The 17,256-nt window shown below is 65.6% G+C and carries 8 protein-coding genes and 3 pseudogenes; 8 read left to right on the forward strand and 3 right to left on the reverse strand.

All coding sequences use genetic code 11. From position 1 onward, the window contains the following. The first annotated feature begins 336 nt into the window (after positions 1–336). Positions 337–6,669: a DNRLRE domain-containing protein gene (locus LZF96_RS09025; RefSeq protein WP_233868409.1), complete on the forward strand. Its 6,333-nt coding sequence runs from the start codon at positions 337–339 to the stop codon at positions 6,667–6,669. 119 nt (positions 6,670–6,788) lie between these two features. Further along, the gene (locus LZF96_RS09030; protein WP_233868412.1) at positions 6,789–7,229 is read left to right on the forward strand and encodes a hypothetical protein; all 441 of its coding nucleotides are present in this window, start codon (positions 6,789–6,791) and stop codon (positions 7,227–7,229) included. A gap of 42 nt (positions 7,230–7,271) precedes the next feature. Here LZF96_RS09030 and LZF96_RS09035 read toward each other — a convergent pair. Then, positions 7,272–7,773: pseudogene (locus LZF96_RS09035) on the reverse strand (transposase); the annotation flags it as partial. Here LZF96_RS09035 and LZF96_RS09040 point away from each other — a divergent pair. Further along, positions 7,772–10,147, forward strand: a pseudogene (locus LZF96_RS09040) (RHS repeat-associated core domain-containing protein); the annotation flags it as partial. The pseudogenes LZF96_RS09035 and LZF96_RS09040 sit on opposite strands and share 2 nt — an antisense overlap. A gap of 42 nt (positions 10,148–10,189) precedes the next feature. Beyond that, entirely contained in the window at positions 10,190–10,507 is a 318-nt protein-coding gene (locus LZF96_RS09045) for a hypothetical protein (RefSeq protein ID WP_233868415.1), read from the forward strand. A 267-nt stretch (positions 10,508–10,774) separates the two neighbouring features. Here the strand turns inward: LZF96_RS09045 and LZF96_RS09050 are convergent. Then, a pseudogene (locus tag LZF96_RS09050) lies at positions 10,775–11,355 on the reverse strand (transposase family protein); the annotation flags it as partial. 74 nt (positions 11,356–11,429) lie between these two features. Beyond that, positions 11,430–13,037, reverse strand: a complete 1,608-nt coding sequence (locus tag LZF96_RS09055; RefSeq protein WP_233868418.1) for a transposase — start codon at positions 13,035–13,037, stop codon at positions 11,430–11,432. Positions 13,038–13,544: 507 nt separating this feature from the next. Here LZF96_RS09055 and LZF96_RS09060 point away from each other — a divergent pair. The 4 genes from LZF96_RS09060 to ltrA all read left to right on the forward strand — a co-directional run bounded on the left by LZF96_RS09060 (position 13,545) and on the right by ltrA (position 17,245). Continuing rightward, positions 13,545–13,739 carry a ribbon-helix-helix protein, CopG family gene (locus tag LZF96_RS09060; RefSeq protein ID WP_233868421.1) on the forward strand — a complete coding sequence of 65 codons (195 nt, stop codon included), beginning with the start codon at positions 13,545–13,547 and terminating at the stop codon, positions 13,737–13,739. Then, positions 13,736–14,128, forward strand: a complete 393-nt coding sequence (locus tag LZF96_RS09065; RefSeq protein WP_233868441.1) for a type II toxin-antitoxin system death-on-curing family toxin — start codon at positions 13,736–13,738, stop codon at positions 14,126–14,128. The genes LZF96_RS09060 and LZF96_RS09065 overlap by 4 nt, the downstream gene beginning before the upstream one ends. 55 nt (positions 14,129–14,183) lie before the next feature. Beyond that, a complete protein-coding gene (locus LZF96_RS09070) occupies positions 14,184–14,819 on the forward strand; it encodes an IS30 family transposase (RefSeq protein ID WP_233868445.1) in 636 nt (211 codons plus the stop codon). Positions 14,820–15,442: 623 nt separating this feature from the next. Further along, a complete protein-coding gene (gene ltrA, locus LZF96_RS09075) occupies positions 15,443–17,245 on the forward strand; it encodes a group II intron reverse transcriptase/maturase (RefSeq protein ID WP_233868704.1) in 1,803 nt (600 codons plus the stop codon). Positions 17,246–17,256 lie beyond the last annotated feature (11 nt).

Raw genomic sequence — 17,256 nt, forward strand, 5'->3', positions numbered from 1 at the left:
CGGTCAAGCGGTGCCCCGAGACCCGGCGGCAACACCCCCCAGGTCATCCCTTCGACAGGGGGCAAACAGCCATACCGGGCCCGGGGGCCAGGCGCCCCGTTTCGGGGCCACGAGAAAGGTAACGGGGTGGTGACGGATCGTTGATCGAACATCGTTCACCAGCACGTTGTGTGATGACTTCTGTCCCAGTGTGATGTTCGCGACAGAGGGGAATCAGGGTTTAGCTGTCCGTGTCGGTCGGATTATCGTGCTTTCCCGTCTTTTCTTCCGGGCTACTTTCATGCCGCACGGATGCCACACACTGCATCCATCAAGTAGGCAGGAGAACGGGTAGAGATGACTACCTCTCGCCCCGACCGCACACCACGCGGTCGAAATCCCATCGAGGACGGCGCCGCCTGGCGCGGTTCCTCGTTCCCGTTGTCGGGCGGCCGGCGGCTGTTGCCGCGTCTGGCCCTGGGCGCGGCGTTGTTGTTGGCGATCGAGACGGCGGTGCTGGCGGGCGGCAGCGGACAGGCCGTCGCACTCAGCGGCCCGGCCTCCCGCGAGGCGGCCCCGACGCAGAGCGATGACGCGAAGGTCACCGAGGCCGCCGACATCCCCTCCGCGAAGGTGGCCGCCAAACTCGCCGGGCACCGGGTCGAGGCGCTCTCGGAGCGCACGGAGACCTCCACCACCTGGGTGAACGCCGACGGCTCGCTGACCACCGACCTGTTCGCCGGCCCCGTCCGCTTAGAGGACGAGGAGGGGCAGTGGCGGGAGGTGGATGTGTCCCTGACCGAGCGCAAGGACGGCAATCTCACCGCCCGTGCCCACCCGGCCGGCTTGATGCTCGCCGGTGAGGCCGGCACCCCGGCCGGCTCCCTGGAGGAGGCCGAGCAGGCCCCGGCCCGGGATCTGCTGCGTCTGGGCTCGGGCGATGAGCGGTTGACGCTGCGCTGGAAGGGCGGGCTGCCCGAGCCGGTCATCGAGGGCGAGGACGACACCATCGCCCGCTACCCCGAGGCCCTGCCCGGCGCCGATCTGCTGGTGGAGGCCACCCGCACCGGCTTCGAGCAGTACGTCCAGCTCACCGAACGCCCCGAGGTGAAGGAGTACTCCTACACCCTGCCGCTGAAGAGCGCCGGACTGAACATCGAACCGCAAAGCGACGGCAGCATCCTGTTCACCGACCCCGAGACGGGGGAGGAGCGGGCGGTCATGCCCGCCCCGGTGATGTGGGACGCCACCGTCGACCCGGTCTCCGGTGACCACGCCAAGGTGGTGGCGGTGGACATGGAGGTCCGCGGCGAGGGCGAGGAGGTCGAGCTGGTCCTGACCCCCGACATCGACTTCCTCACCGACCCCGACACCCTCTACCCCGTCACCATCGACCCCTCCACCGGCAACCTGGGGAACGTCTTCGACACCCTGGTCAAACAGGGCGACACCACCGACTGGTCCACCAACACCGAACTGCACATCGGCAACCCCGGCACCACCAACCCCGACGGCACCGAACGCTGGTCGCGGTCCTTCATCACCTGGGACACCTCACCCATCCGCGACGCACTGGTCTCCTCCGCCCAACTGCGCCTGTACAACACGCACTCGGGCAACACCGACTGCGCGCCCGCGCAGTGGACGGTGTGGGAGACCGGAGCCGCCTCCACCGCCACCCGCTGGACCAACCAGCCCCAGTGGATCCAGCAGTACGCCTCCTCCACCCAAACGGCCGGCCGCGCCAACTGCGGCGGACCCGCCTGGATCACCGCGAACGTCACCGACCTGGTGCAGGTGTGGGCCTCGGCCAAGGCCACCCGCGGCCACATGGGACTGCGCGCCCCCTCCTCGGCCACCTCGCAGTGGAAGCAGGTCCGCTCGGCCAACGCCGCCTCCAACCCCCCGCGCCTGACGGTCACCTACAACTACCGCCCGCGCACCGGCACCCAGCAGGAAGCCGGACCCCCGTACTTCTCCTACAGCGGGGAGTACGTGGTCAACACCACCACCCCCACCCTGCGCGACACCTTCATCGACGCCGACGGCGACAAGGTCAACGGCACCTTCGACATCCGTGACGCCGTCACCGACGCCCAGATCGGCACCTACCTCGTCTCACCCCGGGTGAACTCCGGCACCCCCGCCGAGGTGAAGGTCCCCGCCAACCTCCTGACCCACGGCAAGCGCTACAAGTTCCGCACCTCCCCCTACGACGGAACCCACTACAACCTCGGCTGGTCGGCCTGGAAATTCTTCACCGTCGACACCCAGGCCCCCAACGCCCCACCCACCATCACCTCCACCGACTACCCCACCGGACAATGGGTCAAGGGCAAGGGTCAGTCGGGCGTCTTCCGCGTCACCCCGCCCACCGGCACCGACCACCACTGGCTGGAATGGTCCCTGGACGGCGTGAGCTGGACCAAACACCAGACAAACGGCACCTCCGGCGCCAAGAACATCACCATCACCCCCGACCGCGACGGCACCCACACCCTCCAGGTCCGCGCCGTCGACAAGGCCGACAACACATCCGACGCCACCGAATACACCTTCCACGCCGGCCCCGGCGGCTTCACCCAACCCGCCGAGGGCGAACGCACCGCACGCCGCATCGCCCTGATCGCCGACGCGGACGCCGCCGCCTACAACAACGTCACCTTCTCCTGGCGACGCTCCGAAGCCGACCCCTGGCAACCCATCCCCCCGGCCCACATCACCACCGGCGACAACCCCCTCCAGGCCTGGCCCGTCCCCATGGCCGGCGGACGCAACGCCCGCCTGATCTGGGACGCCACCACCACCGTCGACCCCGACGGCGCCATCCAGATCAAAGCCGACTTCACCGGCCCCAACAACGCCACCGGCCACACCGAACCCCTCACCGTCGTCGTCGACCGCAATGCCTCCGGCGCCGCCGTCGAGAGCGTCGGACCGGGTAGCGTCAACCTCCTGACCGGCGACTACACCATCTCGGAAGAGGATTTGTCCCACTGGGACCTCACGGTGACGCGCACCGCCTCCTCGCGAACTCCCGACAAGGGCGGCAAGCAGGAGGGCCAGGTCGCGATCTTCGGCCCCGAATGGGTCGCCGGTACGGTGGCCGAGCTCTCCGATTCCGACTACAGCCATGTAAGGGTCTCCAGCACCACAGCGGTGAGTGTGGTCACCACTGAAGGCGACGAAATCCATTTCACCGCCAATGCGGCGAAGAGTAATTGGATACCCGAACCCGGCTCGGAGGAACTCGTTCTCACCGGCAGCACATCGGGCAGCTTCACGCTGACCGATGAAGAGGGAACGGTCACCGAGTTCACCAAACCGGATCCCACTTCCGAGACCTGGGTGGTTTCCAGCTCTCTGATCAACGGCCTGGCCAACTCCACCACCACCATCGTCTCCGAGACGGTCACCGTCGCCGGCACGAAACTGGCACGCCCGAAGCGGGTGATCGCCCCCACCTCGGCGGTGAACGCGGCCACCTGCACCTCCACCCCCTCCACCAAGGGCTGCCGCGCACTGGAATTCGTCTACGCCAACTCCACCACCGCCACCGCCGACGCCCTCGGCGACTACACCGGGCGGGTGAAGGAGATCCGGCTGTGGTCCACCGAACCCGGCGCCGCCACCGCCACCGCCAGAACGGTCCAGACCTACCGCTACGACAACGAAGGACGCCTTTGCGAGACCTGGGACCCACTGATCACCCCGGCTCTGAAGACCGCCTACGCCTATGACGAGGCCGGCCGCGTCACCCGCGTGACCTCGCCCGGCGAACTGCCCTGGACCCTCACCTACGGCCGGGTCGGCAACACCGCCACGGCCGGCGAGGGCATGCTCCTGAAGGCCACCCGCCCGGCACTCAAGCAGGGCACCGCCGATGAGGTCCAGGGCGAGGCCGTCACCAGCGTGGTCTACGACGTGCCGCTAACCGGCAGCAAGGCCCCGTACGCCATGGGCACCACCCATGTCGCGGCCTGGGGACAGACCGACGCCCCCACCGACGCCACCGCCATCTTCCCCGCCGACACCCTGCCCACCTCCCACACCGGGGAAAACCTGACGGCTGCGGACTACCGCCGCGCCACCCTCACCTACCTCGGCGTCTCCGCCCGGCAGGTCAACAAGGTGGAGCCCGGTGGACATGTCACCACCGCCGAGACCGATCGCTTCGGCAATGCCGTCCGGGAACTGACCGCCGCCAACCGTGCCCTGGCGCTCGGTGGCACAGCTGCAGAGCGAGCCCAACTGGCGCATCTCGGGATTGCCGCACTGCCCACTGCCGAGCGGGCCGAACTGCTGTCCACCCGCTCGGTGTTCAACGAGAACGGAGTTCGCAAACTCGAGGAGTTCGGCCCGCTGCGACGCGTCGACCTCTCCGAGGATCTCAAGGATGGCTCGACGGTCCTCGTACCTGCACGTACCTCGGTGGTGGCCCGTAAGTGGACGATCAACACGTTCGACCAGGGCCGGCCCACCAACGGCACCGCCACCGTTCGAGATCAGATCACCCGGAGTGATGTGGGTGCGCGGGTACGCGAACACCCCACCGCGTTCGGTGAAGTGAAGTCCAAGAGCACGGTGTACGACTGGGTGCGCGGTCTTCCCGTGGAGACCGTTGAGGACCCCGACGGCCTGCGTCTGGCCACCCGCAAGGAGTACGACGACCAGGGTCGAGAGGTGAAGGTCACTGTGCCCGGTGGCTCCGACACCTCGGTGACCACCCACACCACCCGCTACTGGACCGCGACCGGCACCGGTGCCTGCGCTGGACGCCCGGAGTGGGCCGACCAGGTGTGCGCCACCGGCCCCGCCGGTCAGGCAACCGGCGGGGGCTCCAACCCCGTGGAGATGCCCACCCAAACCAAGGAATACGACTGGTGGGGCAACACCGCCAAAGTCACCGAAACCGCTAACGGCGTGACCCGCACCACCGTCACCACCCATGACGGAGCAGGCCGCAAGACCAGGGAAACCATCACAGGCCCCGGCACGGCAATCCCGGAGGTCACCACCGAGTACGATCCGGCCAACGGTAAGGAGACGCGCCACGTCTCCACTGCCGGCGGCACCATCACCAAGGCCTACGACAAGCTCGGCCGGGAGATCTCCTACACCGATGCCAACGCAGGCACCACCCGCACCCACTACGACCTGCTGGACCGGCCGGTCCGCATCACCGACAGCGTTCCGTCCACCGTCACCCACACCTACGACCACACCATCGACCCCCGCGGCCTGGCCACCGGCACCACCGACTCCGTCGCCGGCACCTTCCGGGCCACCTACGATGCGGACGGCAAACCCCGAACCGAGAAGCTACCCGGCGGCTACACCCTCACCGAGCACTCCGACCCCGAGGGATCCGTCACCGAGCGGGTATACACCCGCGACAGCGATGGCGCCGTCGTCTACACCGACACCGTCACCGTCACCGTCCACGGTCAGGTGGCCGAGCACGCCGGCTGGTCCTCACAACGGTATCGCTACGACCGGGTTGGCCGTCTGACCGAAGTCGAGGACACCGCCCGGACCATCTGCACCCGGCGTACCTACACCTTCGATCAACGCACCAACCGCACCGCTCTGCGAACCGCCACCGGCAACCCCGGTGAGGACTGCCCGAACAGCGGTGGAACCACCACCACGTACGGCTACGACAGCGCTGACAGGATCACCGGCAGCGGCTACACCTATGACGGCTTCGGCCGCACCACCGCTGTTCCCGGCAGCAGTGTCGCCTACTACACCAACGATTTCGCTCGCCGCATCACCAGTGGAAGTGAGCGTCAGACCTGGACCCTCGACTCCGCCCTGCGCTACCGCACCTGGACAGTCGAATCCAACAGCAGCGGTACCTGGACACAGACCGTATCCAAGCGCAACCACTACGCCGGCGACGGCGACAACCCCCGCTGGATCGTGGAGAACACCGCCACCGGCGAGGTAACCCGCAATGTCGAATCCGCCAGTGGCGATTTGGCGGCCACCACCGGCACCACCGGTGATGTCGTCCTTCAAGTCGCCACTATCCATGGGGATGTAGCTGTACAACTCCCCTTGGCGGCAGGCGCGGCTCCGGTGGTGCTCGACTTCGACGAATACGGCAACCCGCGCACCGAGCAGCCCGCCGTCCGATACGGATGGCTGGGAGCCAAACGACGCTCCGCCGAAGCTGGTGGCGGCCTGATGCTGATGGGCGCCCGAGTCTACGACCCGCGAACCGGACGCTTCCTGTCCATCGACCCGGTCCGCGGTGGCAGCCACAACGCCTATGAGTTCGGAGTTGCCGACCCCATCAACCGTCCCGATGTCAATGGTGAATGGGTGCCTTTGGTGGTTTTCGGAGTACGCGCAGCGGTAGCGTGTTTCCGATACTGCAAAAAAGCCTACAAGGCGGCAAAATACGCCTATCGTGGATACAAGTGGGGTCGCTCCATGCGTCGCGGGCGACATGCCGCTCCGCGCACCAAGTTCACCACTCGCTACTTCAGTAGGACCACGCGTTCTCGTGCTTCTGCTGGACTCCGACACACAGGCTGTTTGGTGGGTGGTTACCTGCTAGGATCTGGGTCGATGCACTGGAGCAATAGGAATGCCCAGGTTGGCGCAGGATTGGTGGCAGGAGGTTTGAGTTTGGGGGCCTCTGCCCGAGGGAAGCGGTGTTGGAGGATGAGCCGAAGTTAACGCTTGGCTTATCGGGCTTGTGGGGGCGCTGTTATGGGCAGTGCCCCCACGGCAATTTAATTACCTGACTTTTTGTGGAGTTTAATGTGGGTGCGGATCCCTTTGCCTATGGTGCGTGGGTGAAGATAGGTTTCTCCCTGCGGGCCTCGTGGCTCTTTTTTTCTTTTGTGCTGGCGGGGGCGGCCGTCAGAGGTGGTGGATTTTTTGATGAGGGTGTGAATCACCTGCACTGGCTGACGGTAGTGGCTTTCTTTTTGTATATTTTTGTGCAGTTTGTTCCTGGCAGGAAAGTGGTGGGGTTGAGCGGAATGAGCTTTAATGAAGATCAACTCTCTTTCGGTGACCGAGCTATCTGGCTTATCACTTGGTTGGCGGAGTCGATGCTGGTAATGCTTCTGATTTTTCTCCTGGGGGGTGGAATAACCGGGGTGGAACTCTCCTCCCTCGTGTCGGCCGTATTCAGCCCTCAGTGGGCTATTCCCTATCTGGTCGGAGTCGCAATTCTTGTTATTTTTTGCTCAATCTGGCCAGTGCGATTTGCGAAGCATATTGGACTGTAGGGAATTTCTTTGTTCCTGTGCTTGGTTATTGAATTTAGGGTGTGTTCTATGTCGATGTAGGCGTTTGTAGTAGACGAGTGCGGCGGCCAGGCCGAGGAAGGCCGGGTGGTTGCGGGAATGCCGTTCGTCGCGCGGGGACAGAGGGCGGTAACCGACGAGCCGGGCGATGGTCCTCTCGATCTTCCACCGCTGTCGTCCGAGTCGTTGGGAACTCTCTACGCCCTTGCGTGCGATACGAACGGCCAGGCGTTTGCCGCGCATCCATCGGCCCGGGTCGGGGATGTCGTGGGCCTTGTCCGCATGAACCCGCCCGGGGCGGTGGTGGCGGCCGCATTCGGGGTCGTGCTCTGATGGGAGACCGACCGGGATCGGCTTCAACCCTTGGCTGTCGTGGTGTTACCACTTGAGACGGCGACCACGAGGGGCAGGCCGTTCGCATCGGACAGGACGTGCATCCCGGGACCCGCCCTGCCTCGATCCACGGGGCTCGGACCTGTGTGCTCGCCCCCTCCTCGGCCCGCACGTGCGCGGTGTCGATCAACACCGCGAATCTGACCCAGGGCACCACCACCCTGGTTCCCGCCGGCACCTCCGTGTCCGCCCGCACCTGGACGGTCAACGAATACGACACCGGACGGCCCACCAACGGCACCGCCACCGTCAAGGACCAGGTCACCAAGGTCACCACGGGCGCCTGGGTACGGGAACACCCAGGTGTCCATGCCGAGACCCGGGTGAGCCAGACGGTGTACGACTGGGTCAAGGGCATGCCGGTCCAAACGATCAATGACCCCGGCGGTCTGGCGGTCACCACCCGAACCGAATATGACGATCAGGGAAGGGTGACCAAGGAGATCCGTCCGGGCGGCAACGGATCGGACGCCCTCACCCGGGTGACGACCTACTGGTCCGCCACCGGCACCGGCACCTGTGCCGGGCGCCCCGAATGGGCCGACCTGCTCTGCTCCACGGGGCCCGGAGGCCCCATCACCGGCGGTGGCTCGCACCCGACCCAACTGCCCACCACCGTCACCGAGTACAACTGGTGGGGTGCCAGGGCCAAGGTCACCGAGACCGCCAACAGCGTCACCCGCACCACCACCACGACCCATGACGGCGCGGGCCGCCCGGTAACCGTGAGCACCACCGGTGGGCTCGGCACGGCCGTACCGGCGACCACCACCGAGTACGACCCGGCCACCGGCCAAGCCGTCCGCACCGTCTCACCCACCGGCGGCACCATCACCAAGGCCTACGACAAGCTCGGCCGGGAGATCTCCTACACCGATGCCGACGGCGGCACCACCCGCACCCACTACGACCTGCTGGACCGGCCGGTCCGCGTCACCGACAGCGTTCCGTCCACCGTCACCCACACCTACGACCACACCATCGACCCCCGCGGCCTGGCCACCGGCACCACCGACTCCGTCGCCGGCACCTTCCGGGCCACCTACGATGCGGACGGCAAACCCAGAACCGAGAAGCTGCCCGGCGGCTACACGGTGCGGGAGACCACCAACCCCGACGGCTCGATCCTGGAACGCGAGTACACCCGCGACAGCGACGGCACCGTCCTCTACAGCGACACCGTCACCGAGAACATCCACAGCCAGGTCGTCACCCACGCAGGCTGGTCCGCCCAGCACTACCGCTACGACAAACTCGGCCGCCTGACCGAGGTCGAGGACACCACCGAGACCATCTGCACCCGACGCACCTACACCTTCGACCAGCGCACCAACCGCACCTCCCTGCGCACCGCCACCGGCCTTCCCGGCGACGCCTGCCCCACCAGCGCAGGCACCACCACCTCCTACACCTACGACACCGCCGACCGCCTCACAACCTCCGGCCACGTCTACGACGCCCTCGGCCGCACCACCACGGCCCCCGGTCACGGCACCATCGCCTACCACGCCAATGACCTGGTCCACCGGCAGACCGCCGACGGCAAGCGCCAGACCTGGACCCTCGATGCCGACCACCGCTTCCGCGCCTGGAGCGTGGAGACCAACACCGGGGGCACCTGGACACAGGCCGCGTCCAAGCGCAACCACTACAGCGGCGACGGCGACAACCCCAGCTGGATCGTGGAGAACACCACCACCGGCGAGGTGACCCGCAACGTCGACTCCGCCTCCGGCGACCTCGCGGCGACCACCGGCGCGAGCGGCGACACGGTTCTCCAGGTCACCAACATCCACGGAGACGTCGCACTCCAGCTCCCGCTCACCGCAGGCCAGGCCCCGGTGGTCCTGGACCACGACGAGTACGGCAACCCCCGCACCGGCCAGGAACCCACCCGCTACGGTTGGCTGGGGGCCAAACAACGCTCCGCCGAGACCCTCACCGGCCTCACCCTCATGGGCGTGCGCCTCTACAATCCGCACACCGGACGCTTCCTGTCCATCGACCCCGTCTACGGAGGCGGCGACAACCTCTACGGCTATCCCGGCGACCCCATCAACCAGTACGACCTTGACGGCAAGGTATGGGGAAAAGCCTGGAATGCGGTCAAGCGAGGAGTTAAAGCTACCGGCCGCCTTGCCTGGAAATACAAGTGGGAAATTGGGCTAACGGCGGCAGGGTTTATTCCCGGCGTGGGGGCTGTTGCTTGGGGGATGCGTGCCTATCGGCTTTACAGTACGGTAAATAAGACGCGCAGCATGAGGGCGGCTCTCTATGTGACCCGCCGTCGGAAAACTGCTTATGGTGTCGGTAGGACATTCCAGCGTGGAAGTTTCAAAAACTCGGCGCGCTCCTTCGTGTATCATTACAAAAGGCATGGTAAAAAATATGGCTCTGCCAAGAGCTATCACAGGGCAGCGCAAAGTCACTTGAGAAATGTTCGAGGGACGAAGCGTAATCATCGAGGTAGTCCAGGAGGGAAGCTCAATCCAGGCCTTACTCGCTGACAAACATTTTGGTAGAAGGAAGACATGTGGCGGAAGAGACGTGTGTCACGGCTTGAAAATTCACTCTCGAAAGGGCCATGGTTTGAAGAGCACGTAGGTCTGGGTCAATCGGAAGAAATGCAAGATCTTCGCATTGAGGTGGATTTCCTCGAAGCAGCATTGACTGGGTTCCTGGGAGCCGATGAGCCACATGAGATTCGCCACGCCGAAGAAGTGGTAGATGAGGGTTTTCGCCTTGTGGAGGAAGGTCTGAGTAAGTTGTCGGACGAGGATGTTTATTCGCGCCTGCGTGAATACATCAGTTCCTTGAAGGTTGCCTATGGGGAGCTCATCAAGGAGCGTAAAGGAACTGATTTTTAAATTCTGGAGATTTTACTGGGGTGCCCTTGCGTATGCATGCTGGGTGTAGCCGGTAAAACTGATACGGCTGTCATTGGACAAGCGGGTTAAGCGGGGTTCTCATCAAATGATGAGAACCCCGCCTGTTTTGGGTCTCCTTGAGTGTAAAGTTCGCAGAGGGCGACCCTGTCGGGGTTCTTGAAGTTTCGCAAATATTGCTCCGTCGCTTTTCGGTGTGTTACTCGTTGACATGGTATGAGTGAGACACCGAAAAGTGACGGAGCATTTTCAGTGTTGGCTCTCCAGGGTGAGGATGGCTGCGGCGATGTCCGTCATGCGGTCCGGGCTGCAGCGGCTCCGGCGGAAGATCCGCCAGGACTTCAGGCGGGCGACGCCTCGTTCGACAGGAGTGCGGGCCCGGGTGAGTGCCCGGTTCAGCGTCCGTTCGGTCGGCGACAGTTCGCCGTTGGGCGGGCGGCGGATGACGGTAGTGACCCGGGGAGCCGGCGCCGATGTAGGCGGGTTCGGCGACGATCGGGACGCCCTGGCGTTCCCAAATTCGGATGATGCTGTGGGTGCGTGCGGCGGTCGGATCGTGAGCACGGCCCGGCAAGGCCGGCGAAGATCCACAGAAGCTGACCTTCGGGATCAGTGACGACCTGCACGTTCACGCCGTGGCGCCGATGCTTGTGGGAGTAATCGGCGCGTCCGTCGCCCGGGCGGCCGCACTCGCTGAGGGTGCCGTCCAGGAGCACGTAGTCCGGGTCGTGCTCGCGCAGGGTCTTGAGCAGGCCCGGCGCCCGGCCGGCGAGGAGCCGCACGACGGCGGTGGTATAGGCGTGGGCGGTGCCTACGGATATGCCGAACCCTCCGACGTCACCGGCTCCCGCCCCCCATCCCGGCGGATCACCGAGCGACTCTGTCGGGGATCTTGGGCGTGACCTCATTTGCCTTGTCGCCACCAGCATTCCCAGGTCAGACCGCGGGTGTTGAGGTACTCCTGGAAGGTCGTGGGTGCGCGAGGGCGGTGGGGGTGTCGAGTCGTGCGTGAGGCGAGGCGTTCGATGTTGATCGCGATGCCGGTCAGGATGTGCTGTACGTGTGTTTTGCGGATGCCGTGGTAGCGGCTGCGTCGGGCCTGGTGTCCGTTGATGAACTCGCAGATGGTGCCTTCGACGCCGGACCGGGTGGCGTAGAGCCGTTTCCACCGGGTGTCTTCCTGGTCTGTGCGGTTCCGGGCCTGGAGCTCGTGGAGGGGGCGGGGGAGGAAGTTCACGGTGCGGGCGGCGGTGCCGCGGGTGCAGGCAGACCGGTCGGGGCACGGGTCGCACTGGTGCGGGCGGAACCGGGCCACGGTGTGGGGCGCCATGGCCGGTGGCTCGAGCCAGATGTGGCTGGTCTCGCCGTTGGGGCAGGTGACCTGGCGCTGGTCGAAGTCGATGGAGAAGTCGTCCCGGGTGAAGCCGGACTGTTCCTTGCTCTGCCGGGCGCCGCCGGCTTTCACGGGGCCGACGAGTTCGACGCGGTGGTCGCGGAGGGAGCGGTGCAGCAGCGCCACGGAGAGGTAGCCGCCGTCGAGCAGGTGCTGCCGGGGCAGCAGCTCGCGGGCACTCAGCCGGGTGTGGATGCCGGGGAGGGCCTCGGTGTCCCGGGTCGGCTCGGTGGTGGCGATGTCCGTGATCGGGTTGGCCCGGGCGTCGTCGGTTCCGCAGGTCTCGGTGACATGGACGAGGTAGCCGCTCCAGCGGGTATTGCCCCGGATAGCCCGGCGGGCGTCACGGTCGTAGGGCGTGACGATCCGCATGGCTCCTTTGGGCTGTCCGTCCTTCTCGGTACGTGGACGTAGTCTGCCGCGGGCGTCGAGGAGGAAGTTCTGCACCATGATCTGCCGTAGCGCTTCCGCGCGAGGACCGCGCTGGTGAGGCGGCAGTCGCTGCAGGAGTCCGTGGGCGTCTGCTCCTGCCTGTTTGAGCCGGGTGACGGGGTGAGTCGGCCGGCTGGGAAGCCGCACCGGACGTCCGTAGCGGGTGGCCCACTCGGCATCCACCAGCCCGTCCAGGATGTCGGGTGCCCGCTGGGCGGTTTCCTCCAACGTTGCGCGTACTGCTTCCAGGACCAGCTCCAGACGGGTGAGGTCCCGCGCGGCAGCCAGGACCCGGGTGGAGTCGCTGCGCTGTCTCCCGCGCTCGGTGACCATGCCGGCTGCCCGCATCCGCTCCAGCGACAGAGAGAGCAGCTGGTCCGCGCGATCGTCCTCGCACAGACGATCACGGAAGTCCGTCAGCACGCTGTGATGGAACCCCGGGTCGTCCAGCTCCAGAGCCAGGGCGTACTTGAAGTCGATCCTGCATCGCACCGCCTCGGCCGCCTGCCGGTCGGAGAGGTTCAGTAAGAACTGAAGAACACAGACCATGGCCGGCTGTGCCGGCGAGAGTCCGGGGCGGCCATCGCGCGGATACCAGGAGACGAAGTCCTCATCGTCCCAGAGCCCGTCAAGGTGATCACGTACCCACATCGCCGTGGTGCCACGGGGGTTGCTCGCCCGCGCCATCCGAGCTGTGAGCTCGGGAACTACTACACCGGACCGGGGACGAACGGACACTGATCACCTCAGGAGGACGGAACCACGCAGGACCGCCCGAAGTTTTCCAACCGCAGACAGCCCTTGTCCCGAGAACTCCAAGATCCCCGACAGAGTCATTCCCCGTCTCGCCGGCGCCCCGGTCGCCTGCTCTCGGGTGCGACTGTGCCCTGTGGCCCGGCTCGTGACACCGTCGTTGTTCGCTTCCGCCCGCGTCGCGGCCCGCCGGCGGCATCGTCCGGGCATACCGCCGGGTCACCACCGGCCCGGGTGCCCCTGTGGATGATCCGCAACACGTGACTGCCCTCATCGTTATCGATCTCCCTGCCCCGCACGCGGTCGGCCACGTGATCATTTCGGCTGTCCGGCGCCGCACGGTGCAGCGAACCCGGCGCGGCGTCCTGGCAGGGCGAACGTTGCCCGAGGTGGCACGGGCATCGCCGTGCCGACAAGATACCAGACAGGTATCATCGGTATATGGCGATGACACTTCGACTTCCCGACGACCTCGACGCGAAGCTCACCGAGCGTGCTCGTCGCGAGGGCCGCAGTAAGCAGGAGCTTGCCATCGAGGCGATCCGGGAGGCCCAGAATCGGGCCGAGTTGAAGGTCGATGACGTCCTGGCCGAGCTGATGGACAGCGATGCGGAGATCCTGGACTACCTGAGGTGACCGAGGTGCGTTACCTCCAGATCGACGAGATCCTGGCTATCGCCCGCGCGGTCAACGGTACCGAGCACAGTGTGCGGGACATGGGGCTTTTGGTGTCGGCGATCGAACGGCCCCGGACCCACGTGTTCGGGGCCGAGCTGTATCCCGGGTTGCACGACAAGGCGGCGGCCCTGTTGCACTCCGTTGCCCGCAATCATGCGCTGATCGATGGCAACAAGCGCACCGCCTGGCTCGCCATGCGCGTCTTCCTGCGGTTCAACGGCGTCGGCCCCGGTATCGCCCCGCCGCCCACCTCCATCGCCGGACCGTTCGTCGAGGACGTCGCGCAGGACATCATCGATGTCCCGGTCATCGCCAAGCGCCTCTCGGTCTGGTTCCCCGCCTCCTGAAGCACGAGGCGGTGTCATAGTCTCGAAGCAACATTGCAGGTGAGAGGGGTTGCTCGTGGCCGGTCGGAGGCCGTTGACGTTGGCGGACCGTGAGGAGATCGCGCTCGGGCGGGCCCGGAACGAAGGGGTACGAGAGCTTGCCCGGCGGCTGGACCGCGACCCGTCGGTGATCAGCCGGGAACTCGGGCGGAACTCCTCGCAGCGCGGCTACCGGGCCGTGGCCGCGCACAAGCGTGCCGCGCAGCGCCGTTCGCGTCCTCAACAACGGCTCTTGGAGCAGAACATGATGCTGCGCCGGCGTGTGCTGGCGGACCTGCGGCACGGCCGCAGCCCCAACCAGATCGCGGGCCGCTTGAAACCGGAGGCCACCGACGCCACCGTGAGTCTCATGGAAGGTTCCCTCCCAGCCGGCGGCGACACGATCTCGCACGAGGCCGTCTACACGTGGATCTACGCCCTGCCCAAGGGCGAGCTGGCCAAGAACGGCATCCTGCTGCCCTCGGGCCGCACCCGCCGCGGCCCCAAGCGCAAACCCGCCGCCGGTAACGGCGCCCGCATCATCGGCATGCGTTCCATCCACGACCGCCCCGCAGAGGCCCTCGGCCGCCAGGTCCCAGGACACTGGGAAGGCGACCGTGCGACACGAAGTTGCACGAATTTGAGTGGACTGACCGATTGGAGAGGCGGTTGATGAAACCGTAGGTGCAGTCACGGGTCCGTGTCCGTATGACCCGTCCCCGCCCTTGACGTGCGATGCCGGTAACGGCGTGGTGCGAAGCTCAGGGGAAAGCCCAAGGACTTCCGTTCCATCCGGGAGTTACAGGCAAGGGGAAGACCGGACGGGTGAAGTATATGAACTCCCGATGATGCCTCGTGATCCCAAGCCCCGCCGATGGAATGCGTGAGTGGGGTGCATGGCTATCCGTTGAGAAGCGGCAGGCGCTGGCTGGTAGAGGTCACTCCGGCCAGGTGGACACCGCCGCCTCGGGGTAAAGGGAGCACCCACCCCGGTCGTATCTCATTCGTGTGGAACGTGGAAACCCCGTTGGGGTCCGGGCCGCTTCGGCCCGGTCAGCCGACCGCAAGGAAGGCTCAACTCCCCAGCGGGAACAGGACGGTCCAACAAGCCAATGCCGGAAGCCGAAAGGAAACGGGAAAGTGATGCATCATGACCGGCCCCTCCGCCGGTCGTCTCACATAACCGTCCGGATACGGGTGCACTGCCCGGACCCGAAAGGGTGCTGACGTGGGCCGGGTGAGCCTGTGCAGAATCGCTGAACAAAGACGACGGAACCGAGGGGCAAGTTGGACACCATGCTGATGGCGGACGGAGCGGCCTCGGCCCTTCCGGCTGCTTCCGCGCCGGTGAACGGACCCGAGGGCGAAGACTTGGACTGGGCGTCGATTGACTGGCGGCGGGTCGAGGAAGACGTACGGCGTCTGCGGCAGAGAATCTTCACGGCATCGCAGGCAGGGGATCTCAAGAAGGTCCGCAATCTACAGAAGTTGATGCTCCGTTCCCGCTCAAACACGCTCTTGAGCGTGCGGCGGGTCACGGAGATCAATGCTGGACGTGCGACGGCGGGAGTCGACGGAAAGGTCGTGCTGTTGTCCCAGTCCAAGGCCGCATTGGCCGACTGGGTCCAGCATCGTGTCCGACCGTGGATTCCCAAGCCCGTCAAGCGGGTGTTCATCCCCAAACCGGGGACCACGAAGAAGCGCGGACTCGGAATTCCCGTGATCGTTGACCGGTGCCTGCAAGCTGTGGCACTGGGAGCACTGGAACCCGAGTGGGAAGCGCGGTTCGAGCCGAAGTCGTACGGCTTTCGGCCCGGCCGCGGCTGTCACGACGCGATCGGGGCCATCTACTCCACGCTCAACGGGAAGAACCCGCAGCGTGCATGGGTGCTCGACGCAGACCTGACGGCGGCGTTCGACCGCATCGACCACACCCGTCTCATGGCCGCTCTCGGTACCTTCCCCGCCAGGGGGCTGGTCCGACAGTGGCTGAAGGCCGGGGTCGTGGATCGCGGTCGGTTCGCCCCAACCGAGGAGGGAACTCCGCAAGGAGGGGTGATCAGCCCGTTGCTCTTCAATGTGGCCCTGCATGGAATGGAGGAAGCCGCAGGGGTCCGCTATTACACCACCGGCAGAGATGCCGGAAGTGCCCAAAGCGGCAGCCCCGTGCTGGTGCGATACGCAGATGACTTTGTCGCGATGTGCACCAGCCGTAAACAGGCCGAGCAGGTCAAAGAACGGCTGGCTGCATGGCTGACGCCCAGGGGACTGGCTTTCCACGAGGACAAGACACGCATCGTCCACGCGGAGAGCGGATTCGACTTCTTGGGGTTCAACGTCCGCCGCTATCACGGCAAACTGCTGATCAAACCAAGCACAGCGGCTCAGAGACGGATACGGGAACGGCTCAGCACCGAAATGGCGGCCCTGCGAGGGGCCAATGCCGGTGCGGTACTCAAGAAGATCAACCCGATCGTTCGGGGTTGGTCGGCCTACTACCGGACGGTGGTGTCCAGTGAGATCTTTACGGCGCTGGACAATCACATGTGGAAGCTCGCTTACAAGTGGGCCAAGCACAGCCACCCGAACAAGCCGAAGCACTGGATATCCGCCAAGTACTTCGGCCGGTTCAACAAAGCCAGGATGGACCGGTGGGTGTTCGGTGACCGCGACAGCGGCGCCTACCTCCTCAAGTTCTCCTGGACGAAGATAGTCCGGCACCAACTGGTCAAGGGGAAGTCGTCCCCGGACGACCCTGCCCTGGAACCCTATTGGGCTCAGCGGCGCCGCAAGGGAACCTCTCTACCAGTCGACGCCATGACCGTGCGCCTTCTACAGGAACAGCACGGCCGTTGCTCGATCTGCGGAGGACTCTTGCTGCACGCCGACCACCCGCCGCAAAGCCCACAAGAATGGGAAGCGTGGCGGGTCGTCATCCGGAAGGCGATCTCCAAGCAATACATCGCGTTCCCAAGCAGGAGCATGCCGGGCGGTCAACGACTCCGTCTCCTCCACACCCATTGTCACCGTCGGAATGGAGCCGCCGCGATGACAAGTCCAGCACTTTTGCCTGCCGGCGAGCCTTCGGGGCTTGCTTGAGCCGTGTGCGG

Source organism: Streptomyces sp. ST2-7A, assembly GCF_021390475.1.
In the GTDB taxonomy this organism is placed as follows: Bacteria; Actinomycetota; Actinomycetes; order Streptomycetales; family Streptomycetaceae; genus Streptomyces.

Bases quoted from the DNA above. Each gene is read 5' to 3' on its own strand.
- LZF96_RS09025 (WP_233868409.1), top strand. From the start codon at position 337: ATGACTACCTCTCGCCCCGACCGCACACCACGCGGTCGAAATCCCATC.
- LZF96_RS09055 (WP_233868418.1), bottom strand. From the start codon at position 13,037: ATGGCGCGGGCGAGCAACCCCCGTGGCACCACGGCGATGTGGGTACGT.
- LZF96_RS09060 (WP_233868421.1), top strand. From the start codon at position 13,545: ATGGCGATGACACTTCGACTTCCCGACGACCTCGACGCGAAGCTCACC.
- ltrA (WP_233868704.1), top strand. From the start codon at position 15,443: ATGCTGATGGCGGACGGAGCGGCCTCGGCCCTTCCGGCTGCTTCCGCG.